The organism is Streptomyces sp. NBC_01317, assembly GCF_035961655.1.
Taxonomy (GTDB): Bacteria; Actinomycetota; Actinomycetes; order Streptomycetales; family Streptomycetaceae; genus Streptomyces.
Window position 1 is genome coordinate 1,962,559 of record NZ_CP108393.1, and the last position, 22,587, is coordinate 1,985,145.

Sequence of the window (22,587 nt, forward strand, 5' to 3'; positions counted from 1 at the left end):
TCCCGGGCGTGTCCGCCTGTCTAGGGCGTGTCCGCGAACGGGTTGACGTGTTCGACCGAGGCGACGAGCCCGGACGCCTCCGAGAGGCCCACCAGCCACTGCTCCCCCCGGGCGGTCTCCAGCAGCAGACCGGTGTTGCCGCAGGGCGACACGGAGCGCAGCGGACCGAGCCCCGCCAGCAGCAGCCGGTCCTGCGCGTCCGACGACGCGCCGGGGTGCCGGGCCACCACGTTCCCGCTGACGAGGCTGATCCGTACGTCGATGAAGAGCGAGACCGCGATCTCCATGGTGTCAACGGTCATCGTTCAGCACCTCGGCCAGGGCCAGCGCGGCCAGCGTGGCGGAGTCCTGGATGCCGCCGTCGCGGGCCAGTTGGCGCAGCTCCGGCCACGACAGCGTCCGTACCGTCATGCTCTCCTCGAACGGATCCCGGTCCGTGGCGCCGGCCTCGGCCACGGCACGCGCGCTGTACGCGTGGCAGGAGGTGGTCGAGAAGCCGCTGCTCTCGGCGAAGGTCCCGAGGTGCCGCAGGTCCGTCACCCGCAGACCGGTCTCCTCCAGCACCTCGCGCCGTGCGGCGGACTCGGGTGACTCCCCCGCCTCGATGCCCCCTTGGGGGAATTCGACGCTGCGCGCGCCGCCGAAGGTCTGCCGGGGCAGGTCCACGACGACGAAGCGGTCCTCGTGCCGTACGACCACCAGGACGGAGTCCGGCTTGCTGACCATGAAGTACGCGTGCCGGTCCCCCACGCCGTCCTCGTACCGCTTGCGCAGGACGGAGAACCAGGGATTGCGGTGGACCGTCTCGCTTCCGATCTCACGCATGGCCCCCACCGGCTCAGGCCGGCGGGGTCAGATAGGTCTTGGACAGGGGATGCCCGCCCCGGCACAAGTCGTCGTAGGCGGCGGCCAGTTCGCGGGCCCGGTCGGTCGCCCCCGGGTCGCGGGGCGCGACGCCGTCCGTGCTGTCGACCAGCCGGATCCCCAGCAGCGTCCCGGCGAGCAGGACCTGCCCGTCGTACAACTCCTCGCGCAGGACGCGGCGTTCGGTCACCTGCCGGCCGAGGTCGCGCGCGATGTCGAGGAGGATGCGCTTGGTGATGGAGTCCAGGACGCCGGTGTCCACGGAGGGGACGATGATCTCCTGGTCGCGGACGATCAGGATGGCGGCGCCGTCCGCCTCGGCGACATGGCCGTCCTCGTTGAGGATGAAGATGTGCTCAGCGCCCCGCTCGGTCCTCTCCCGCTCGAACACCCGGAAGTCCAGGTACGATCCGCCGGACTTGGCGAGGGGGCCGATGGGTCCGCCGAAGCGGCGGTGGGCGCTGACGACGGCGCGTACCCGGGGCGGCGCCACCGGGGCGAACTCGAATCCGCCGATGTACATGGCCCCTTCGCTCCCGGGCGCCAGGGTCGACCGGCCGCGCGCGGCGTAGAACGTCGGCCGCAGGTAGACGTCCTTCCCGGGGTGGTGGGAGGCGACCTCGGCCAGTGCGGCGAAGACCTCGTCCCGGGTCTCGGGCGCCGGGATGTCGGCGATGCGGGCGGAGTTGAAGAGGCGGTCCACGTGCTGCTCGGCGGCGAGCATCAGGTGGCGGTCCTGGGTCGCGTCCCAGAACGCCGTCATTCCTTCGAAGACGTTGGCGCCGCGCAGCGCCAACTCGTCCCAGACATGGACCCGTGCGTCCTCCCAGGGCACGACGGATCCGTTGAACCACATGACTCTGTCACCCATGACTTCCCCCAGCCGTTCGGTAGTTCAGTCGTTCGGTCGTTCGGCAGTACGGTCGTTCAGGCGTTCCGTGGCGCGGCCGCCAGCTCTATCCCGCTGATCTCCAGGCGCGTCTTTCCTTCCGTACAGACCAGGAAGGGCACGTCGACGTGAGCGAAGTCGACTCCGGCGTCGGCCAGTTCGGACAGGGGTACGGAGATCCGTGTCCACTCCCCGGCGGGCAGCGCGGTCAGCCGGCCGGAGATGTCGAGTGCGGGCTGCCGCGGATAGTCGTTGTGGCAGGCCAGGTGGAACGGATCGGTCGGCGGCTCGACCACCCGCACGTCGAACGACAGCGTGCCGTCCCGCGCCACCAGATCCCGCAGGTCGGCCGGCCGGCCTCCGTGGGCCTGCGCGTACACGAACGTCCTGGTGCCCTTGAAGGTCAGGGACACCCCGTCCCGCCCGCCCGGCGTCCCGACCGGCTCGGTCGTGATGAAGACGGTCTCGTGCCGGCCGTCCGAGGGGATCGGCTGGGGCCCGTTGGCGGTGGCGCTGACCTCGAAGAGGTACGCGGGGTCGCCGGGCCCGACCACCAGTGTGTCGCCGGTGAACCGTTCGGCCGGCGGGGCGTCGTCGTCCTCGTCCAGCGGCAGCGGGTACGGCCCCGGACCGTCCGTCGCGGCCGGGCCGCGCAGGGTCAGCCCCGACCCGTACGCGAAGAGCGGCGCGTGCTTGCCGACCGGCTCCTCCTCGCCGGGCGGCACCTGGTAGTCCGGGATGTGGGGCGGGACGCGGTGCGAGGTCGTCGTACGCCGGCCGCGCGGCCAGCTGAAACTCAACCGCCCCTGGAAGTCGTACGGTTGCTCTCCCTCAGCGGCGGCGAAGAGAAGGTCGGTGATGCCCTGCGCGGCGGGTCCGGGAAGCCAGGCCGCAACAAACGCGTCGGAGAGGTTGATCTCCTCCGTCACGTAGAGCGGACGGCCGCTGAACAGGACCGTGACCACCGTCGCGCCCGCTGCGCGCAGTTCGCGCAGGATCTCCAGGTCGCGGGCGTAGGACGGCTTGAGCGCGGCGTACTCGACGGTGTGCCACGGGCTGATGGACCCGAGCATCTCCGCGTAGGTGTCCTCGCCGATGCCGACCACGACGACGTCGTGCTCGGACACGTCGGCGTGTTCCAGGAGGGGGTCGACCGTGCACCGGCCGTCGCCGACGACCTCCGCGACGGCGCCCGCCAGCGTGGCCCCGCCCGGGAAGTCGTCCAGTGTGACGTCGTCGCCCTGCCAGGTGACGGTGAAGCCGCCCGTCTGCTTCGTGATGGCGTCGGCGGCGCTGCCGGTGACCAGGACCCTCGCGGTCCTGGCGAGGGGCAGCACGTCGCTCTCGTGCTTGAGCAGCACGAGCGACTTCCGTACGGACTCGCGGGCCAGCGCCCGGTGTTCGGCGGCGCCGAGGATCTCCTCCCGACCGGCCAGCGACCGGTCCTGGGGCCTGGGCTTGTCCCACAGGCCGGCCCTCATCTTGACCCGCAGGACGCGCAGGACGGCGTCGTCGATGCGGGACATCGGGATGTCGCCGGAGTTCACGCGCGCCAGCGCGTCGCGGTGGACGGCCTGCCACTTATCGCGGGAAGAGATCATGAGGATGTCGACCCCGGCCTTGATCACGTTCCCGGCGTCGCCCTGGGTGCAGCCCTCGACGTAGGGGTGGGCGTCCCAGTCGCCGACGACGATGCCGTCGAACCCGAGCGCGTTCTTGAGGACGTCGGTGATCAGGTAGGCGCTGCCGTGGGCGCGCTCCTCGGAGCGGTCCTCGCTCTCCCACCCGCTGTAGGAGACCATCACGGACTGGGAGCCGGCCTCGATGCCGGAGAAGAATCCCATGGCGTGGATGTTGCGCAGGAGGTCCTCGCTGCACCGCGCGATGCCCCGGTCTTCGCCCCCGAAGGTGCCGCCGTCGCCCACCCAGTGCTTGACGCAGGAGATGACCCGGGAGTCGGTACGCAACCCCTCGGCGTCGCCCTGGAGGCCTTCGACCATCGCACGCGCGTAGACATGCACGATCTCGGGGTCTTCGGAATAGCCCTCGTAGCAGCGGCCCCAGCGCAGGTCCCTCGGGGTGGCGACCGTCGGGGCGAAGGTCCAGTCGATGCCGGTGGCGGCGATCTCGCGCGCGGTGACCGCGCCGACGCGCCGGATCAGGTCCGCGTCGTGTGCCGCGCCGAGACCGATGTTGTGGGGGAAGATCGTCGCCCCGTGCACGTTGTTGTGGCCGTGCACCGCGTCGCTCGCCCACATGAAGGGGATGGTGAACGGCCGGTCCTTGTACGCCTCTTGCGCGGCCTCCCAGAAGCCGCCGACCGTCTCGGCCCAGGCCGCGGCCCCCGCCCGCCGGTCTCCGCCCGGCCAGCGCCCCGCGCCGTTCAGCGCCGAGCCGATCCGGTACGTCCGTACGTCGTCCGCGGTCAGCTCGACCAGGTCGGGCTGGATCATCTGCCCGATCTTCTCCTCGACCGTCATGCGCGCGAGGATGCCGCGGATGGCCTGTTCGAGCGCCGGGTCGGGAGCGATGTCGGACCGTAACGACGGCCACGCCGGGAGATGTGTCAACTGGTTCACGTACTTCTCCTAAACGTGCGGAAACGCCGTGCGATACCGGGGGCCGCCCGACAGATCGCGGTCCTCGTCGACCGACTCGGGCTCGACGCGGATGACCCTCGCATTCGACTGATGCCTTGTCAATCTTGTTTGTACAAAGCTCATTTGAGGCATCCACGGCGTTCACCACCGCTCTGACCTGCGGCGGAGCACCGGGCACGCCAAATCGGCGGCCCCCTTCCCGGCGCCGGGAAGGGGGCTGCCGGCACGTCTCAGCCCACGGTGAAGCCCGCCCGGAGCAGCGCCTCCTCACGGGAGGAGGGGCCGACGAGCAGCTCGAAGGCGCCCGGTTCGACGATGCGGTCTCCTCCGGCGTCCACGAGCGTGCACGCGGAGACGGGCAGCTCGATGAAGACCTCGCGCGACTCGCCCGGTGCGAGAGAAACCTGCTGGTACGCCTTCAGCTCCTTCTCCGCCCAGGTGACGGACGTGACGGTGTCGCTGACGTACACCTGGACGGTCTCCAGCGCGGGACGGCTGCCCGTGTTGGTCACCACGACACGCGCGCGCACCGCGTCGGCCGCCCCGAGGGTGGTCGTGAGCACCTTGAGGTCCGAGTACTCGACGGTCGTGTAGCCGAGGCCCTCGCCGAACACGAACGCCGGGCTCTGGGTGAGGTCGGCGTACCGGCTGCCGTGCTGGCCGCGTACCTGGTTGTAGTACGTCGGCTGCTGGCCGGCGTGCCGGGCGAAGGAAATCGGCAGGCGCCCCGAGGGCTCGACCAGGCCGAGGAGCACCTCGGCCACGGCGCGGCCCCCGAGCATGCCCGGGTTGAAGGCGTGCAGGATCGCCGCCGCGCCCAGCGCGGACGGCGGCAGGACGAGCGGCTTCGAGCTGATCACCACGACGACGAGCGGTTTGCCGGTGTCGGCGAGCGCGTCGAGCAACGCGACCTGTCCGCCGATGAGTTCGAGGGTCGCGGTCGACCGTCCCTCGCCGACCAGCTCGATCCGGTCCCCCACCACCGCGACGACGTAGTCGGCGGCCTCGGCCGCGGCGACGGCCTCGGCGATCAGGGCGTCGTCCGGCTCGACGGGGACCACGACGTGCGGCCGGGGCTGCCCATCGGGGAAGTACTCCCCCTCGGGGTCGGGGCCGACGGTGACGATGTCGGCGCCGCGCGCGTACGACACGGTCCAGTCGGCGGGCACGTGCTCACGGAACCCGTCCAGGACGGTACGGATCATGTCGCGCGGCTGGCCGTCCGGCAGCCAGTCGGCCTGGCCCGACGACCCTGCCCAGTCGCCGAGTTGGGTCTGCGCGTCGTCGGCGTTGGGCCCGACGACGGCGACCGTACGGGGCGCGGCGCCGGGGGCGGCGACGGCGCGGCCCTCCTCGCCGGCCTCGAACCCGCCGGCGAGCGGGAGGGTGCCGTCGTTGGTGAGCAGGACGAGCGAGCGCCGGGCGGCTTCCAGGTTCAGCTCGGCGTGCCCGGCGCTGCCGATGATCTCGGCCTGCCGGGCGGCGTCGGGGCGCCGGGGGTTCTCGAAGAGCCCCAGCTCGAACTTGAGCGTCAGGACACGGCGTACGGCCGCGTCGATCTCCGCCTCCTGGAGCGTGCCGGCCGCGACCGCGTCCTGCGCGCCCTGGAAGAACTGGGGTGTGGTCATCACCACGTCGTTGCCCGCGCGGACCGCCGCGGCGGCGGCCTGCGCGTGGTCGGCGTACACCTGCTGCTCCCACACCATGCGGCCGACGTTGTCCCAGTCGGTCACCAGCGTGCCGGTGTAGCCCCACTCGCCGCGCAGGACGTCGTTGAGCAGCCAGTCGTTGACCGTGATCGGCACGCCGTCCATGGACTGGTAGCCGAGCATGAACGTACGGCAGCCCTCGCGGGCGACCCGCTCGAACGGGGGCAGGAACCACGAGCGCAGCTTGCGCCGCGAGATGTCCGCCTCGCTGGCGTCCCGGCCGCCCTGGGTCTCGGAGTAGCCCGCGAAGTGCTTGGCGCAGGCCAGGATCGCCGTCGTGTCGGACAGCCCGTCGCCCTGGTAGCCGCGGACCATCGCGGAGGCCAACTCGCCGATGAGGAAGGGGTCTTCGCCGAACGTCTCGCTCACGCGGCCCCAGCGCAGGTCGCGGGTGATGCACAGCACCGGCGAGAAGGTCCAGTGGACGCCGGTCGCCGCGACCTCGACGGCCGTGGCCCTGGCGATGCGCTCCACGAGGTCGGGGTCCCAGGTCGCGGCCATGCCGAGCTGCGTGGGGTAGATCGTGGCGCCCTCCCAGAAGGAGTGCCCGTGGATGCAGTCCTCCGCGACGAGCAGCGGGATGCCCAGGCGCGTCCGGTCGGTCAGCTCGGCCGCTTCGAGGACGCGCTCGGGCGAGGCGTGGAGGATCGACCCGGCGTACATGTCCTCGATGAGGCCCCGTACCCCGTCCTTGGCGTTCAACTGGAGCATCTGACCGACCTTCTCGGGCAGGGTCATACGACCGACGAGGTCGTCGACCCGTTCCGCGACGGGCAGTCCGGGGTCGAGGTAGGGCGGCAAGGAGCCCACAGCAGTTCCTTTCACAACGTCGAATGTGTGTGTCGAGCGGACACCCGGACGCGGCGGAGGCGGTTCCGCTTCACGTCGGGTCCGCGGCGGAAGGACCCGGTGGGGGAGCCCCGCGACGTCGGTGGTCGTCGTCCTTCTCCGGTCACCGGGTCAGGCGTGGGGCAGACCGCGGTCGTGGTCATGGTCGGTGGTCTCCCGGGTCGGAACGGCTTGCTCAGGCCACTCCGACTCACGGTAGCCCAATACCGACCTAGTGGTAAGTATGTAGGTGTGCGAGCCTGCTCGGGGCTGTCCGGCCCGGGGCCGTCCGAGGGGACCTGACAGGGGAGAGTGACGAGTGACCGCCGAACCGCACCGTGGCCATGCCAAGGGCCGTGGCTACGCGAAGGGCCGCGCGAAGCGGCGCGAGATCATCGATCACGCCATGGCCCTGTTCGGTGAGGTCGGCTACCGCGGGGCCTCGCTGCGGGAGATCGCGTCGCGCTGCGGCATCTCGCACCCCGGCCTGCTGCACCACTTCCCCACCAAGGAGTCGCTCCTGTTCGCGGTGTTGGAGCACCGCGACGAAGTGGACGGCGAGTGGCTGGCGCTGGGCGGCGCGAAGGGGGTGGACCGGCTGCGCCGGCTCGCCGACCTGGCGGAGCTGAACGCCACACGCCGGGGCATCGTGGAACTCTTCTCGGTGGTCGCGGCGGAGGCGACCTCCCCCGAACACCCCGCGCACGCCTACTTCGTGGAGCGTTACCGCGACTCGGTCGCGTCCACGGCACAGGCGTACGCCCAGGCGTCCGACGAGGGCGCCCTGCGCGCCGGCATCGCACCGGACGCGGCGGCGCAGCAGCTGATCGCCCTGATGGACGGGCTCCAGGTGCAGTGGCTGCTCAGCGGGTGCGCGACGGACATGGCGGGGGTGCTGCGAGCGCACCTGAGGACGCAGCTGACGGTGGCGCTGTAGAGAGTCTTTACGGTACGGCGGCGGCCGGGGCGGCGGGCCCGAGTGAGTGCACCACCCGCTCCGCCGACGCGCTGTCGAAGGGGTGCCGGCCGGGGTCACCTCCGTCCCGGCTCAGGCGCCGAGGGGCCGGCTCGGGAATCACCGCGCCGGCGGGCACGTCAACACCCCACCCGTACAAGCGGATTACGGACGGTCCCCGGGCCTCGTCGCGAGGAGTTCACCAGGTGGTGAAGAGAAGGCCGACGAGCCGGCCGTCCTCGTCCGTCGCCTCGAACCCCGTCATGCTGATGCCGACGTACACCGGGAACGCCAGCATGTTCGCGCCGGTCTCCGGATCGACAACATCGTTGGTCCAGTTGCCTCTTCCGGCGAGGGCATCGCCGGACAGCAACGCCTCCTCCGTCACACGGAGGATCTCGCTCCTCCCGTCCCCCACGTGCGGCTGCGTCACACGGCTGGCGCGCTCGCTCCAGAGACACGCGTAGTTCTCGAACTCCGGCCCCCGGTCGTCGTAGCCGTCGTCCCAGCTCGCGCCGGCCAACTGCCCAGGTTCCGCGAGGGGTATGAAGAGCGTGGTCACGTAATACCGCAACCCGACCTCCCCGTCGTCCCACCCGACACTGCCCGCATAGACGGGATACGTCCCGTCGGGCACCCGGTGCGCACGCCCGCCGCCCTCGTTCTCGTACGCGGGGGTCGTCCACCGTACGATCCCGTCGACCACCACAAGATCCCCGGCCCGGTCGATCAGCGGGGGCGGCCCGGGCATGGAGTCGATCTTGGCCCCGGGCCAGGTGTCCCGGACAAATCCCGGCGCGAACGTATCCATCTCCATCTGCATGGTCACAACCTAGGGGTCTCTTGACGCGCCCGAAAAATCGGTGGAGCCTCCCGCCCGTCTTCCCTTACCGTGCTCCCACCCACAGTCACCCCGTCAAGGACGCCCTGTTGAACTCCAAGTGAGACATCCCGAGCGCTGATCCACCGAGCACGTCGCACGTATGCGGCGCGCTCCTTTTCGCTGCGGTCCTCTCACTGGAACTGGTGTATCACTGTGTCCCCATACCGGCTGTTCGCCGTGCCCACGCCCCTGCCCCTCCGTCTCCACCACTGCCCCAGGTGCACCCCCGGCCTCGCAGCCGATCCGCACCAAGCCCCGGTCACACCGACCCGCGACGTGCGCGGCCCGGTCCGGACCGACCGCCCGGCCTGGCAGTCGCCGTACGGCCCCCCACCCCACCGGGCCCACCGCGGCCGATGGGCGCCTGTACCGGTGTTGGCCAAGTCCCGGTCGGATGTACGGCGAGGACACCTGTGCGGCGGCCGGTGCGACTGATCGCCGAGGGTTCTCCGTCGGCCCTTGGGCGTGCGCCGTGTCTCCCGGGCGACGCGGTGTCGTGCGGCCACGCGGCGCTCACCGCGACGGGGATGCTCGACCGGAACGTCGTGGGTGGCCCCCCTGTGCGTGCCGGCGGAATCGGAACCGTACAAAGGGAGTTGCCTGCCCCGGTCAGGCGTCGTCGCCGGCGGGGTGCAGGACGGCCTCCGCGATGTCCCGTACGCGATCCCGCGTGATGCCGGTGCGCTGTTCGACGGCGAGAGGATGGTCGGTGGGTTCCAGCTCGATGGAGGGGCGCCGGCCCACCGGCCCGGTGTGGACGTGGGTCTTCAGATTGATGGTGGTGGGCGAGTAGAGGAAGAGCTCGGTGCTCAGCCACCCGAAGTACGGCTTCTCGCTCTCGCGCCCAAGGGTGTCCCACCTGTCCGCAGCACGAGCAGGTGAATCCGAGGTCGTTCGTCATGGGCGCGAGCCTGACGATCAGCTCGGACAGTCCCGGGTGCGGCCGACCACCGACCCGTCCGTCCCTGCTTCCGCTTGTGGCATTCCGCCGATGGGCCGCACCCGTCAGGCGAAAACAATGCACGGGCCGGTGTCGGTGGTGTCGGCTAAAGTCGGCCCTCTCGTCCTCGGTCACGTATCGGTCAGATACCCGCGAGCCGGGGTCGAACCGCTTCGCCGGGGGATTGGGGCAGGATGCGGTCCGAACACACCGACCTGCCCGGTGACGAGCCCACCGGCGCCCTCGGCCGGTACGTACCTCCGGCCCCGGTCGTGACCATGGCCGCGACCCGGCGCGTCCACTACCCCCGCACCCCGCACCTGCCCTGGTCGCCGGGGGCGACCCCGGACGACGTACGCACCGCCGGCCTGTCGGGGCTGCGGGACCGGGAGGTCGTGGTCACCGAGAAGCTGGACGGTGAGAACACCACCCTGTACGCCGACGGACTGCACGCCCGCTCGCCGGACTCCGCGCACCATCCTTCGCGCGCGTGGGTCAAGGGCTTGCAGGGGCGGATCGGCGCCGGCATCCCACCCGGGTGGCGGGTGTGCGGGGAGAACCTGTTCGCGCGGCACTCGATCGCGTACACCGAACTGGAAAGCTGGTTCTACGGGTTCTCCGTCTGGGACGGCGAGCGGTGCCTGGACTGGGACCGTACGGTCCCGTTCCTCCGACGGCTGGGGATTCCGGTCCCGCCGGTGCTGTGGCGGGGCGTCCTGGACGAGCGGGCCGTACGGGCGCTGCGCGCGCTGCGGCTGGACGCCGCGCGGCAGGAGGGGTACGTCGTACGAACCGTCGAGGGCTTCGCCCGCGAGGAGTTCGGGCGGCGGGCGGCCAAGTGGGTGCGTCCGGGGCACGTGCGCACCGACAGCCACTGGATGTACGCCGAGGTCGTGGAGAACAGCCTGGGCCCGGCCGCCGCACTGTGGGCGGTACGGTCCGGCGCGCCGCCCCACGTCGCGGCGCTCGCGGCGGGGGTGGGGGTGAAGGTGGAGGTGGAGCTGTCGGGCGGGGCGACGTCGGAAGGCTCGGCCGCCGGGGCGGGAGCAACGCGGCCGGCCGCGACAGGAGTAGCGGACTCGGCGGGCTCGGCCACGACGGGCGGGGCGCGATCGGCCGCAACCGCGTCGGCACGCCCGGCCACGGCAGAAGCGACACACTCGGCCACCGCGCGGACAGCGCACCGGGCCGAGACGACGGCCAGTGCGGGCGGGGCGCACCCCACAGCCGTGGAGGTGGCGCAGTCAGCCTCAGCGCGGGCAGCACAAGCAGCGCACCGAACCACGGCGGAGGCCGCCCTCACAGCACTGTCCCCCGAAGCCCTCGTCGCCGACGTCTCCGCCAGGCTCGACGTCCTCGGGCGGTCCGGTGACGCCCGGCTGGCGGGCGTCCTCGCCGCCCTGTTGCACGACCACCGACGGTCCTGGCTGGTCCCGCAGTTGGCCGGCACGCTCGGCATGCCGCTCGCCCGGCGGATCGCGGACCTGGTCGGCCTGCACACCAGGCTGCACCGCCCCCACCCCGACGACGAACGGCGCACCGGGCTCGGGCACTTGGCGCTCGCAGCCGATCTGGGTGTCCTGCACGCGGTCGCCGGGGCGGTCGCGGTCGGCCGGGGCGCCGAGGCGCGCGAGCAGGTCGACTGGTCCGCGCTGCACGCGGAGGAGGCGGGACTCCTCGGGGAGGCCCCGCTGGAGCCCCTGCGTCCGGGCCTGCGCGACGCCCTCGCCGGCCTCGGCGACCCCGACGCCGCCGACCGGTGCTGGGCCGAGGCGCGGGAGGCGTACGCCACCGGGCGCGTGACCAGCGCCGACGCGGCCACAGCAGCGACCTGGCGGTGGCGGAACGGCGACTTCCCCCGGCTGATCCACCTGGTCGGCCCGTCGGGCAGCGGGAAGAGCACGTTCGCCGCGCGGCTCCCCGGGGTCGACACCCGCGTCTCTCTGGACGACCTCAGGCAGGCCCGCGGCTCCCGTGCCGACCAGCGAGCCAACGCGGACGTGCTGCGCGAGGGCCTGCGCCGGCTCGACACCGCGCTGGCGGCCGGCCGCACGACCGTGGTGTGGGACGCCACGTCCCTCAGCCGCCACCAGCGTTCCCTGGTGCACGCGGTGGCGCGCCGCCGCGACGCGCTGATCACGCGGGTGGTCGTCCTGGTCGGGGAGGAGGAGCTGGTACGGCGCAACGCCACGCGCGCCCACCCGGTGCCCCCGGAGGTGCTCGCCGGACAGCTGCACCGGTTCGACCCGCCGTACCCCGGCGAGGCACACCGCACGTGGTACGTCGGGCAGACCGGGACCGTCGAGGACACCGACGGCGGCCTGAACGAAGACGGCACCTCGGCCGGGTACGGCTCCGCGAGCGGAACCCGCGCCCCGGTCGGAGGCGCCCCCGCTGGAAACGCCCCCGCCCGAAACGAGACCTGATGCGTACCAGCGACGAGATCTACCACCGGGTCCGCTGGGACCCCCGCTTCGACCCGGCCCGGTTCGTCCTGGGGATCAACCAGCGCGGCGCCGCCCCCAAACGCGTCCCGCTGCCCGCCTTCGTCCCCGGGGGCGACATCCCGTGGCACCGGGTGCTGTTCGTCGAGGCGGACGGAGAACTGGTCTGGGACCGTGCCACCGGCGTGGACCGCATCGACGTCTCGCACGCCGGCCGGGCACGGGAGCCGCGCATCCTGCGCGCGCCGTTCTTCACGGCCGGTACGCCGTACGAGTGGGACGCGGCGGCCGGGTGGCGTGCCGCGGACCGCGCGCCCGCCGCGTCCACCGTACGGACGGGCGCGGAGCTGCGCGTACTGACCTGGAACACCCTGTGGGACCGGTACGACAGCGACCGCATCGACACCGCCCGCCGCAGGCCCCTGCTGCTCGCCGCGCTGGAGGAGTCCGACGCGGACATCATCGCGTTGCAGGAGGTGGAGGCCGGGCTGCTCGCTCTACTGCTGCGGGCGCCCTGGGTCCGCGCCGGCTACGCCCTCGGTACCGACCCACGCGGGAACGACGTCGACGGCACCGGTCTGCTGCTCCTCAGCCGACTGCCCGTACGCGAGGCCGGACGGCACCTGCTCGGCCCGCACAAAGCCGTCACCGCCGTCGTCGCGGAGACGGCCCGCGGCCCGCTCGTGGTCGCCACCACCCACCTGAGCAGCGACCACTCCGACAACGGCCCGGCACGACGACAGTCCGAACTGGCCAGGCTCACCACGGGACTTGCCGACCTCAACGTCCCCCTGATCCTGCTCGGCGACTTCAACGACGGCCGTGACGGCCCGGCCGGACCGGCCGCCGCCCTCGGGCTGCGCGACGCCTGGACGGAGGTGTACGGGCCCGGCGACCGCACCCCGACCTTCGACCCGGGCGTCAACCCGCTGGCCAGGATCTCCTCACTGTCCGGCCGGGCGTCCCGGCTGGACCGGATCCTGTTGGGGGCGGGGGGACTTCGCGCGACCGGAGCCGTCCTGCGGGGCGACACACCGGGTCCCGGCGGGCTGTTCATCTCGGACCACTACGGCGTGGAGGTGGAGGTGAGCCTGCCCCCGGACGGAACCGAACCCGACGTGCCCGCCGACCCCATCGCCGTACCCGGGCCCACGTCGTTCACCCCTCACTCCCCTCACTCCCCCAACTCCCCTCACCTGCTCGACCTCCCACCCACCCCCCGTACGGCGGTGGCCTGGCTCCCGCCCGGGGAACTGTGGCCCGCGATCCAGGACATCCGACGGGAGCACGACCCGCAGATCCACCGCTGGCCGCCGCACGTCAATCTGCTCTTCGGCTTCGTCCCGGAGTCCGCGTTCGAGCGGGCCGTACCGCTCCTGGCCGAAGTGGCCGCCGCGACAACGCCGTTCACCGCCCGGCTCCACGGAGTACACACCTTCGGGCACCGGGAGGACGCCACGGTCTGGCTCGACCCGGCCGCCGAAGGACCCACGCCCTGGGCGGACCTGCGCACCGCCCTGGAGCGCCGGTTCCCCCGCTGCCAAGGCCGCGCGGAAGGCTTCACCCCGCACCTCACCCTGGGCCGTACCCAGGACCCGCACCACCTCGCGGCACAGTGCGCCGACCGTCTGGGCGACGGTGTTTCGGCACAGGTGGACGAACTTGTGGTGCTCTCGCGCCGGGGCGACGAGCCGATGCGCCCCCGGGCGACGATCGCGCTGGGAACGGGCGAAGTGCGCTGGCTGCCGGAACACCGGCCCACCCCGTCCCCCACACCCACCGCACCCCGAACGGAGGACCACTCCACGCGGATCACACAGCACCTCTCTCACGCACTGCCCGACGGAATCGTGCACGTCGTCGGATCACGACGCATGGGCGGCGCCCACGCCGGAGCGGACCTCGACCTGGTCGCGGCCCTCCCGGGCGTCGTCGACATGGCGGACGTCCGGGCGCGGGTGGCGGCCGCGCTGCCGGACGCCACGCGCCTGCGGCAGGTGACGGGCGCCCGGGTGCCGGGCCTGCGGCTGACCGTCGACGGCCTGGACGTCGACCTCGGCGTCGTCGCCACCGGATCGCTCGCGCCCGCCGAAGCGGTGCCCAGGCGTGCCGAGTTGGGCGAGGCGGCGGCGATCGCGCTGAGCGCGGTGAGCGACGCGGACGCCGTACGGGCCGCCGTCGGCCACCACCACACCGGCTTCGCCCTCCTGGCCGGGCAGGTCAAGGAGTGGGCCAAGGCGCGCGGCCTCGACTCCGCCCCGTTCGGCGGACTGCCGGGCCTGGCCTGGTCGGTGATGGCGGCCCGCACGACGCGCGAGGCCGGCGGCCTTCCCTCCGCCGACCTGCTCAGGCACTTCTTCGCGACCTGGGCCGCCTGGGACTGGCGCGACCCGATCGCCCTCACGCCCGCCGGCAGCACCACCCCTGCGGCCCGTATCCAAACCCCCTCCACCCCGGCCCCCGCCACCCCGGTCCAGATCCTGACCCCCACCGCCCCGGTCCGCCTGTGCACCGCACAAGTCGGCCCCGGCTTCCGCGACTTGCTGGCCCAGGAGCTCTACCGGGGCTGGGACATCGTGGAGACCGCGGCGAGTACCGGCACCGACCCGCTGCCCCGGCTCCGGACTCGCCCACCCCTGCACCGCAGGCACGCCGCCTGGCTGGTCCTGACCGTACGGGCCCCGGGCGCCGAGGAGTTCGAAGAGACCCGGGGCCGCTTCCGGGGCCGCATGCGCGCCCTGCTCACCGCCCTCGAAGAAACCGGCACCCCCGACGCCCACGCCTGGCCCCACCCCTTCGAAACGGGCCCGACGTCAGCGACGTACGCGATAGGCCTCGGCTCCACACCCCCACCCGCGTCCCACCTCGCCACGATCACCACAAGGTGGAGCAAAGGCCTGCCCGGCGTAGAAAGCCACACCACAGAGGGCGGCGCCCTCCCCACACCGCCGCTGGGCGCGCGCTGAGCCGGGCGCGTGCTGATTCCGGGTTCCCCACGTCACCTGGCGTCTGCGCGTCCGCGCGCCCTCGAAGCGCGTAGGTTGTTGACGTTTCCGCGGGTCTTCGTGGAGTGCCAGGCGCGCGAGCGGTTGGGCGAGGCGTCGTAGAAGCACGCGCCGCACCCGGGTTGCGCGCACGTCTTGAGGCGGGTCCAGGTGCCCGCCGTACGGGCCAGCAGCATCTCCATCGCCACCAGAGCGCTCACGCCCTCCGCTCCGCCCTGCGACGGGGTGTACTCCACCTCGCCGTCCGCCGTGATGTCCAGCCGGACCTCGGAACCCATCCGGCGGAAGCCCCGCTCGCCCGGCGGCAGCGTCCCGGCGTTCTCCGCCGTGGCGCGCAGGCCGTGGCGCAGGGACTCGCGCAGCTCCCGCAGCCCGTCGAGGTCGCCCTCACGGAGGTCGATCGCGGGGGCCCGGAGCCCGGACTCGGCCGACCAGCCCGCCACCGCCCGGTCGAGCCAGGCACGGGCCGTCGGCAGGTCGGTCAGCAGATCCAGGCCCGGCTGTCCCCGCCAGGCGTAGAGGGAGGTGTTCACCAGGTCCTGGACCAGGCGGAGGCCGGCGGGGGCCAGGTCGAGGTCGAAGCGCCCGGTCGTGCCAGGGTCCCGTTGAGTGAGGGTGTCGTCCTCCTCGTACCTCATGACGCAATCGTAACTTTTCTGCGTACGTCATGCGCGCCGCACTATTCGGTGAATTCCTTGGACCTTCGCGAATGGCGTGACCCGTGCCTCTTCATCGCGATTGCCACTTCTACGTTACGGGCGTTACGGGCGTTACCGGCGTTACGGGTCCGGCGCCGTTCCCTCGCTCCGCCGCCACGATTCCGCGCACCTCCGGAGCGACCTCCTCCGCGAACTGCCGGATGACGTCCGGGGACTCCGCCCGATAGAGGAAGAACGCGCTGATTCCGTGGGAGAGGGCGAGGTCCGCCAACTGCTCGACCCACAGCCGCGGCGGCCCGTCCAGGAATCCGGAGCCGGAACCGGAACCAGAGCCGGAATCCGGCGCGAACCGTCCCTCGATGTTGTACCCGCGCCGCACCTCCCCCGGGGAGCGTCCCGCTTCCAGGGCGGCCTCGTCGATGACCCGGTTCGCCGTCGGCAGGTGTTCCGGCGGCAGGAACGGCGAGCTGGGCACCCACCCGTCGGCGACCGCGCCCACCAGGCGGAGCATCCGGGGTTGGTACGCGCCCAGCCAGATGCCGAGGTCGTGCACGGGACGCGGCCCCGGCTTCGTCCCGGCCAGCCGGTAGTGCGTGCCCTCGAAGCTGACCGCGCTGTCCGAGGTCCACAGGGCGCGGATGATCCGTACCGCTTCCTCCAGCGCCTCGACCGACTCGCCGGCGTTCCGCCGCGGACCGCCCTCGGCGACGACCAGGTCCCACATCTGCTGGGCTCCCGTGGCGAGGCCCAGTTCGAAACGACCGCCGCTGAGGATGTCGAGCGTCGCGGCGGTGCGGGCGAGGGTGGTGGGCGGGCGCAGCGGGAGGTTCGCCATGTTGGTCATCACCGTGATGCGCTCCGTCCTGGCCACGATGGTGGCCAGCAGGGCCATCGTTTCGAGCCGTTCCGGCCAGTACGGATGATCCGAGAGCGTCACCGCGTCGAGTCCGACGGCCTCCATCAGCTCGGCCAGGGCGACGACATCCTGCGGCCGGTCGGCGGGCGGTTCCAGCAGGGCCCCGAACATCAGGTCGTGACCATAGTCGCGACCGTACGGACGGCCGTTTCCCTGGCCGTTTCCATGCCCGGATTCGTGGCCGTGTCCACGCTGGTCGTCGGTCATCGCCGCACTCCCGTCCGCGGCGGCGTCGGCGTGCCGTACACCCTCACCGCGTGCCGCGCGAACGCCTGCGCGGCGAGATCCGCGATGACCGGACGGATCTCCGGCGGCATGCCGGCGACGATGTCCCTGACGGTCTCGGGGTCGCCCTCGTACGCCATCATCCCGAACATCAGCGCCATGTGTTCCGGTGCCACATCGGCGCCGCCCTCGGCGACCATCTGCCCCCACTCGGCCGCCGTGATGTGCTTCTCGACCAGCGGCAGTGCCTCATCCTCCTCGACCGCCAGGTGCTCGGCCAACAGGTCCAGCAGCCGCCGCAGCGCGTCCGTGAGCGCCGCTCCGTCCTCCGGGTCGACGGTGACCCGCCACGCGGCCGACCGGTCCCGCACCTCATCGATGGCCCGCTCGATCGCCTCGTGCTGGTCCTCCATGACCCGTACGACCGCCGCCGCCTCCGGGCCGCCCCTGGTGAGGAGTCTGGGCCACAGGTGCACGTCCTCGCCCTGGTGGTGATGGCGCAGGACGGTGTCCACGAGGTCGAGGTGATCGGCGACGATCCGCGCGCGCTCGGCGTCGCCGCTCGCCACGCCGCGTACAAGGTCGGGCGCGAGGCCGATCTCGCGCCGGAACATGGAATGCGCCAGATACATATCACGCACATCGGCGTAGGGCTCGTTGCTCATGTTCGTTTCCCTAAGAGTGTCCGCGTTCTTTGTGCTTTTCGAATATGAACACTAACAGGGCACCGCTCACTTTCCGGGAAATTGTCCGGCAAGCGAAATTGATTATCCGCGGAGCGTCCTCGACGGCGTTTGGCCGTACGCCGCCTCGTGCGCGGCGGCGAACCGGCCCAGATGGCGGAAGCCCCAGCGCCGGGCGACCGCGGCGACGGATTCCGTGAAGGGGTCCGCGGCGCGCAGTTCTTCGTGCGCCCGGCGCAGCCTGACCTCACGTACATAGGCCATCGGCGACATTCCCAGGTGCCGGCGGAAACCGTTCTGGAGCGTACGGACACTGACATCGCAGGACGACGCCAGCAGCGACACGGTCAGGGGCGCCAGCGGGTCGGCCTCGATGAGGTCGACCGCCGTACGGACCGCGGCGGGGCGCGCGGCGCCCACGGGCGTCCTCAGTTGCTCCGAGTACGAGTGTGTCGCGGCCAGGAGAAACCCGTTCACCATGCTCTCCGCCAGCGGGTCCGCGACGAGCGGCTGGTGGAGCAGGCTGTCCGGCGCGGTCGACTGCCGGTTGACCGACAGCAGCAGATCCGCCCAGCCGCGCCCGAAGCCGGCGGCGGTGTTCATGGTGTGCCCGAAGGTGATCCGTTCCGGTGTGCGGTCGCCGCCCAGGAGCCGCGCCAACGCGGCGTTCATGGACGGCAGTTCGAACCGTACGCACAGCGCGTGGTAGCCCGCGGCCCACCGGCCGGCGAACGATCCCCCGCCCGGGCGGAAAACGGCGGTGGCCTCGCGGCTGTGGGTCAGATCGACGCCGCGGTGGCGCGAGTCGAAGCGGCCCGCGAGCGGGAGGTGGACGTAGTAGTGGGCGCCGATGTCGTCGCAGGTGACGGCCCAGTCCTGCGGGAAGGTGACATCGCCGAGGCCCACGGGGCCGAGCCGGACCTCGCGGTACGTCGAGGCGAAGCGGGCTTCCGTCGTGCCGATCGTGTCGATCGTCGGGGTGTGCAGGGGCACTGTCCCTCCTCGGGGCGTCGATGCCGTTCCGAGAGTGGAAACGTGTGGCGGGGCGGGCGGGGTTCACCGCGTACGGCGCCGGCGTCGCCCACCACCCCAACGTAACTCTCCGGCGTGGCGCCCACACACCTCCCGCCCGCATCTCACATTCACCAGGGACCTACGCCTGACCAGCTCGCACCTGGGAGGCAAGGCGCGCCCCATCCCTCGTGGCCGATCCTCCGGAGGGCCCGGCGGGAAAGTCCGTGTTTCCGTGTGATGAACCAGTCGTCCCGAGCGCCTCCGGGTTGGTTCACTGACCGTCATGGACCTGAACACGGTGATGGAGGTACGGGACGCGCGCGACGCCGCGGCCTGGCTGCCGGGTGATGCCTGGCTGGGCGGCGGGACGTACCTGTTCTCCGAGCCGCAGCCGCACCTGCGGCGCCTGGTGGACCTGAGCCGTACCGGCTGGACCCCGGTCACGGCACACCCGGACGGTTCACTGGAGATCGCCGCGACCTGCACCATCGCCCAGCTGTCCCGGTTCGCGAAGGGGCTGCGCGCCGAGGCCGCGCCGTTGTTCGAGGAATGCTGCCGTGCCTTCCTCGCCTCCTTCAAGATCTGGACCATGGCCACGGTCGGCGGGAACCTCTGCAACGCCCTCCCGGCCGGCCCCATGATCTCCCTCACCGCCGCGCTGGACGGAACGTGCCTGCTGCGCTCCCAGGCCGGTCTCCTGCGCCGGGTCCCGGCCACCGGCTTCGTCACCGGCGCGGGCCGCCAGGTGCTGGCCGACGGCGAGCTGCTGCGGTCCATCACTCTGCCCGCGCGGGCCCTCGCGTGCCGTACGGCGTTCCGGCAGGCCTCGCTGTACGGGCTCGGCCGCTCGGCCGTGCTGGTCATCGGCGCACTCGACCCCGTCGTCCGCTCCCTCACGCTCACGGTCACGGCCTCGACCGTCCGTCCGGTCCGGCTGTGGTTCCCGGGGGCGCCCACGGCGGACGAGGTACGGACCGCGATCGACGGGGTCGTCGCCGAGGACGAGTGGTTCGACGACATCCACGGGCTGCCGGAGTGGCGGCGGCACATGACGCTCCGGTACGCGGAGGAGATCCGCCGCGCACTGTCACCGGCTGAGGAACACCACTGAGCACAGGGAGCATGAATGAGCTTCGGGATCGAGGTGAACGGCCGGCCGTTCACGCGCGAGCCGCGCCCCGGCCAGTGCCTGCGCACCTACCTGCGCGACAGCGGCTGGTTCGGTGTGAAGAAGGGCTGCGACGCGGGCGACTGCGGTGCCTGTACGGTCCATGTGGACGGCGAGCCCGTGCACAGCTGCCTCTACCCCGCCTTCCGCGCCGACGGCCGTACGGTCACCACCGTCGAGGGCCTGGCCGCCGAGGACGGTGAACTCCACCCCGTACAGCGGCGGTTCCTGGACGCGCAGGGTTTCCAGTGCGGCTTCTGCACAGCGGGGTTCCTGATGACGACCGTTGCCCTGGACGAAGACCAACGCGCCGACCTGCCCAGGGCGTTCAAGGGCAACCTGTGCCGCTGCACCGGTTACCGGGCCATCGAGGACGCGGTACGCGGCGTGTGCCACGCCGAGGCTCCCGCGCCCGGCGAGGCCGTGGGCCGCAACCTGCCGGCGCCCGCCGGGCCGCAGGTCGTGACGGGCACCGCCCGCTACACCTTCGACGTCGACCTGCCCGGCCTGCTCCACATGAAGCTGCTGCGCTCCCCGCACGCCCACGCCCGCATCGTGGCCATCGACACCTCCGCCGCCCTGCGCGTACCGGGCGTGCACGCCGTACTGACCCATCACGACGCTCCCCGGCGGCACTTCTCCACCGCGCGCCATGAACACCCCGAGGAGGACCCGGCCGACACGCGCGTCCTCGACGACACCGTCCGCCACATCGGCCAGCGTGTCGCGGCGGTGGTCGCGGACAGCGAGGCCGCCGCCGAGGAGGGCTGCCGCCGTGTCGAGGTGACGTACGACGTGCTGCCCGCCGTCCTCGACCCGGAGGAGGCGATGCGTCCGGGCGCACCGGTCGTCCACGACAAGGACCCGGCGACGGCCCGGATCGCCCGCCCCCGTAACAACGTCGTCGCCGAGGCACACGGCGAGATCGGCGACGTCGAGGCGGGCTTCGCCGAGGCCGACGCCGTGTACGAGGACACGTACCGCACCCAGCGCGTCCAGCACGCCAGCCTGGAGACGCACGGAGCCCTCGCCTGGTTCGACGAGGACAACCGGCTGAACGTACGCACCAGTTCGCAGACGCCCTTCCTGACGCGGCGTGCGCTGTGCGCGTTGTACGACCTCCCGGAGGAGCGGGTACGGGTGGTCGCGGGCCGGGTCGGCGGCGGCTTCGGCGGCAAGCAGGAGATGCTCGTGGAGGACATCGTGGCGCTGGCGGTGCTGCGGCTGCGCCGCCCGGTGAAGTTGGAGTACACCCGCGCCGAGCAGTTCTACGGCGCCACCACCCGCCACCCGTTCACCGTCCGCGTCGAGGTCGGCGCCCGCCGCGACGGCACGCTGACCGCGATGCGGCTGCGTGTGGTGTCCAACACGGGGGCGTACGGGAATCACGGCCCGTCGGTGATGTTCCACAGCGTCGGCGAGTCGCTGGCGGTCTACCGCGCCCCGAACAAGAAGGTCGACGCCTTCGCCGTCTACACCCACACCGTCCCGGCCGGCGCCTTTCGCGGTTACGGACTGGGCCAGGTCATGTTCGCGGTCGAGTCGGCCCTGGACGAACTCGCCCGCCGACTCGGCCTGGACCCACTGGAGTTCAAGGCGAAGAACATCATCGGGCCCGGAGAGCCGATGGTCACTCCCGGCGGCTGGGACGAGGATCTGCACGTCGCCAGCTACGGCCTCGACCAGTGCCTCGGCGTGGTGCGACGGGCGCAGGCGGAAACGCCGACCCGGGCCGGGTCCGAGACCGGGACCGTGCCGGACGGCTGGCTGACCGGCGAGGGCACCGCTCTCGCGATGATCGCCACGGGCCCTCCCGGCGGCCACCTCGCCGACGCCCGCGCCACCCTGCTGCCCGACGGCACCTTCGATCTCGCCGTCGGCACGGCCGAGTTCGGCAACGGCACCACCACCGTCCACCGGCAGATCGCCTCCGGCGAACTCGCCACCACCGTCGAACGGATCACCGTCCGGCAGTCCGACACCGACGTCGTACGCCATGACACCGGCGCCTTCGCCTCCACCGGCATCGTCGTCGCGGGAAAGGCCACGCTGCGCGCCTCCCGCGCCCTCGCCGGCCTGCTCCTCGACTTCGCCGCCGGCCACCTGTCCGTACCACGCGCCGACTGCCGGCTCACGGAGGAGGCGGTGGCCCACCCGGGTGGCCGACTGCTCCTGAAGGAGTTGTACGAGGCGGCCGGGGCGCGGGGAGTCACCCTGGGCGCCGACGGTCACTTCGGTGGCACTCCTCGCTCGGTCGCCTTCAACGCCCAGTGGTTCCGCCTCGCCGTCGACCCCGGCACCGGCGAGATCCGTATCCTGCGCAGTGTGCACGCCGCCGACGCGGGCACGGTGATGAACCCGATGCAGTGCCGGGGCCAGGTCGAGGGCGGAGTCGCCCAGGCCCTGGGCGCCACGCTCTTCGAGGACGTACGGATCAACGAACGCGGCGAGGTCGAGACCGCCGACTTCCGCCGCTACCGCGTCCCCCAGTACGCCGACATCCCGCGCACCGAGGTCCACTTCATGGAGACCGCCGACACCATCGGCCCCCTGGGCGCCAAATCGATGAGCGAAAGCCCCTTCAACCCGGTCGCCCCCGCCCTGGCCAACGCCCTCCGCGACGCGACGGGCCTCCGCTTCACCCAACTCCCCCTCACCCGCGACCGGGTGTGGCTGGCGCTGGACAGGGCGGGGGTGGCGGCACCACCACGCTGTGACCGGGGGAAACCCGACGAGTGACAGAGGACCGCGGGGAGCGGCGGGGACTGTGGGGCCCGAGACGTACGCCGTACCGCCGGACACATC

General features: G+C 72.1%; 15 protein-coding genes and 1 pseudogene. 5 read left to right on the forward strand and 11 right to left on the reverse strand.

The features are described 5' to 3' along the window. Window positions 1-20 precede the first annotated feature (20 nt). The 5 genes from OG349_RS08225 to OG349_RS08245 form a co-directional block, all read right to left on the reverse strand. Entirely contained in the window at window positions 21-302 is a 282-nt protein-coding gene (locus OG349_RS08225; RefSeq protein WP_327233991.1) for a hypothetical protein, read from the reverse strand. Further along, window positions 292-825, reverse strand: a complete 534-nt coding sequence (locus OG349_RS08230; protein WP_327233992.1) for an NUDIX hydrolase — start codon at window positions 823-825, stop codon at window positions 292-294. The genes OG349_RS08225 and OG349_RS08230 overlap by 11 nt, the downstream gene beginning before the upstream one ends. Window positions 826-838: 13 nt before the next feature. Next, complete coding sequence (locus tag OG349_RS08235; RefSeq protein ID WP_327233993.1) at window positions 839-1,735, reverse strand: aminotransferase class IV; 897 nt, start codon at window positions 1,733-1,735, stop codon at window positions 839-841. A gap of 56 nt (window positions 1,736-1,791) precedes the next feature. Next, window positions 1,792-4,332 (reverse strand): glycoside hydrolase family 3 protein, encoded by a 2,541-nt coding sequence (locus tag OG349_RS08240; protein ID WP_327233994.1) that lies wholly within the window; start codon window positions 4,330-4,332, stop codon window positions 1,792-1,794. Window positions 4,333-4,583: 251 nt separating this feature from the next. Continuing rightward, the gene (locus tag OG349_RS08245; RefSeq protein ID WP_327233995.1) at window positions 4,584-6,872 is read right to left on the reverse strand and encodes a glycoside hydrolase family 3 N-terminal domain-containing protein; all 2,289 of its coding nucleotides are present in this window, start codon (window positions 6,870-6,872) and stop codon (window positions 4,584-4,586) included. 337 nt (window positions 6,873-7,209) lie between these two features. Between OG349_RS08245 and OG349_RS08250 the strand changes: the two genes are divergently transcribed. Then, window positions 7,210-7,827 (forward strand): TetR/AcrR family transcriptional regulator, encoded by a 618-nt coding sequence (locus OG349_RS08250; protein WP_327233996.1) that lies wholly within the window; start codon window positions 7,210-7,212, stop codon window positions 7,825-7,827. A gap of 217 nt (window positions 7,828-8,044) precedes the next feature. On the opposite strand, the gene OG349_RS08255 is transcribed toward OG349_RS08250, so the two are convergent. Continuing rightward, window positions 8,045-8,668 (reverse strand): hypothetical protein, encoded by a 624-nt coding sequence (locus tag OG349_RS08255; protein ID WP_327233997.1) that lies wholly within the window; start codon window positions 8,666-8,668, stop codon window positions 8,045-8,047. Window positions 8,669-9,337: 669 nt separating this feature from the next. Next, window positions 9,338-9,604, reverse strand: a pseudogene (locus tag OG349_RS08260) (DUF2199 domain-containing protein); the annotation flags it as partial. A gap of 342 nt (window positions 9,605-9,946) precedes the next feature. Here OG349_RS08260 and OG349_RS08265 point away from each other — a divergent pair. Continuing rightward, a complete protein-coding gene (locus tag OG349_RS08265; RefSeq protein WP_327238494.1) occupies window positions 9,947-12,094 on the forward strand; it encodes an RNA ligase family protein in 2,148 nt (715 codons plus the stop codon). Beyond that, a complete protein-coding gene (locus OG349_RS08270) occupies window positions 12,094-15,078 on the forward strand; it encodes a poly(A) polymerase (protein WP_327233998.1) in 2,985 nt (994 codons plus the stop codon). Before OG349_RS08265 ends, OG349_RS08270 begins: the two co-directional genes overlap by 1 nt. A 32-nt stretch (window positions 15,079-15,110) precedes the next feature. On the opposite strand, the gene OG349_RS08275 is transcribed toward OG349_RS08270, so the two are convergent. The 4 genes from OG349_RS08275 to OG349_RS08290 form a co-directional block, all read right to left on the reverse strand. Next, window positions 15,111-15,755, reverse strand: a complete 645-nt coding sequence (locus OG349_RS08275) for a CGNR zinc finger domain-containing protein (RefSeq protein WP_327233999.1) — start codon at window positions 15,753-15,755, stop codon at window positions 15,111-15,113. A gap of 109 nt (window positions 15,756-15,864) precedes the next feature. Beyond that, window positions 15,865-16,899, reverse strand: a complete 1,035-nt coding sequence (locus tag OG349_RS08280) for an LLM class flavin-dependent oxidoreductase (protein ID WP_327234000.1) — start codon at window positions 16,897-16,899, stop codon at window positions 15,865-15,867. Then, entirely contained in the window at window positions 16,896-17,582 is a 687-nt protein-coding gene (locus tag OG349_RS08285; RefSeq protein WP_327234001.1) for a hemerythrin domain-containing protein, read from the reverse strand. The genes OG349_RS08280 and OG349_RS08285 overlap by 4 nt, the downstream gene beginning before the upstream one ends. A 102-nt stretch (window positions 17,583-17,684) precedes the next feature. After that, window positions 17,685-18,593 (reverse strand): helix-turn-helix transcriptional regulator, encoded by a 909-nt coding sequence (locus OG349_RS08290; RefSeq protein WP_327234002.1) that lies wholly within the window; start codon window positions 18,591-18,593, stop codon window positions 17,685-17,687. A gap of 304 nt (window positions 18,594-18,897) precedes the next feature. Here OG349_RS08290 and OG349_RS08295 point away from each other — a divergent pair, with 304 nt between their 5' ends. Together OG349_RS08295 and OG349_RS08300 are read left to right on the forward strand one after the other, a co-directional pair. After that, entirely contained in the window at window positions 18,898-19,725 is an 828-nt protein-coding gene (locus OG349_RS08295) for an FAD binding domain-containing protein (protein WP_327234003.1), read from the forward strand. 15 nt (window positions 19,726-19,740) lie between these two features. Next, window positions 19,741-22,521 carry a molybdopterin-dependent oxidoreductase gene (locus OG349_RS08300; RefSeq protein WP_327234004.1) on the forward strand — a complete coding sequence of 927 codons (2,781 nt, stop codon included), beginning with the start codon at window positions 19,741-19,743 and terminating at the stop codon, window positions 22,519-22,521. Window positions 22,522-22,587 lie beyond the last annotated feature (66 nt).

Excerpts from the sequence above, each read along its gene's own strand:
- OG349_RS08225 (WP_327233991.1), bottom strand. The coding sequence starts at position 302 with ATGACCGTTGACACCATGGAGATCGCGGTCTCGCTCTTCATCGACGTA.
- OG349_RS08230 (WP_327233992.1), bottom strand. The coding sequence starts at position 825 with ATGCGTGAGATCGGAAGCGAGACGGTCCACCGCAATCCCTGGTTCTCC.
- OG349_RS08235 (WP_327233993.1), bottom strand. The coding sequence starts at position 1,735 with ATGGGTGACAGAGTCATGTGGTTCAACGGATCCGTCGTGCCCTGGGAG.
- OG349_RS08255 (WP_327233997.1), bottom strand. The coding sequence starts at position 8,668 with ATGCAGATGGAGATGGATACGTTCGCGCCGGGATTTGTCCGGGACACC.
- OG349_RS08265 (WP_327238494.1), top strand. The coding sequence starts at position 9,947 with ATGGCCGCGACCCGGCGCGTCCACTACCCCCGCACCCCGCACCTGCCC.
- OG349_RS08270 (WP_327233998.1), top strand. The coding sequence starts at position 12,094 with ATGCGTACCAGCGACGAGATCTACCACCGGGTCCGCTGGGACCCCCGC.
- OG349_RS08275 (WP_327233999.1), bottom strand. The coding sequence starts at position 15,755 with ATGAGGTACGAGGAGGACGACACCCTCACTCAACGGGACCCTGGCACG.
- OG349_RS08280 (WP_327234000.1), bottom strand. The coding sequence starts at position 16,899 with ATGACCGACGACCAGCGTGGACACGGCCACGAATCCGGGCATGGAAAC.
- OG349_RS08285 (WP_327234001.1), bottom strand. The coding sequence starts at position 17,582 with ATGAGCAACGAGCCCTACGCCGATGTGCGTGATATGTATCTGGCGCAT.
- OG349_RS08295 (WP_327234003.1), top strand. The coding sequence starts at position 18,898 with ATGGACCTGAACACGGTGATGGAGGTACGGGACGCGCGCGACGCCGCG.
- OG349_RS08300 (WP_327234004.1), top strand. The coding sequence starts at position 19,741 with ATGAGCTTCGGGATCGAGGTGAACGGCCGGCCGTTCACGCGCGAGCCG.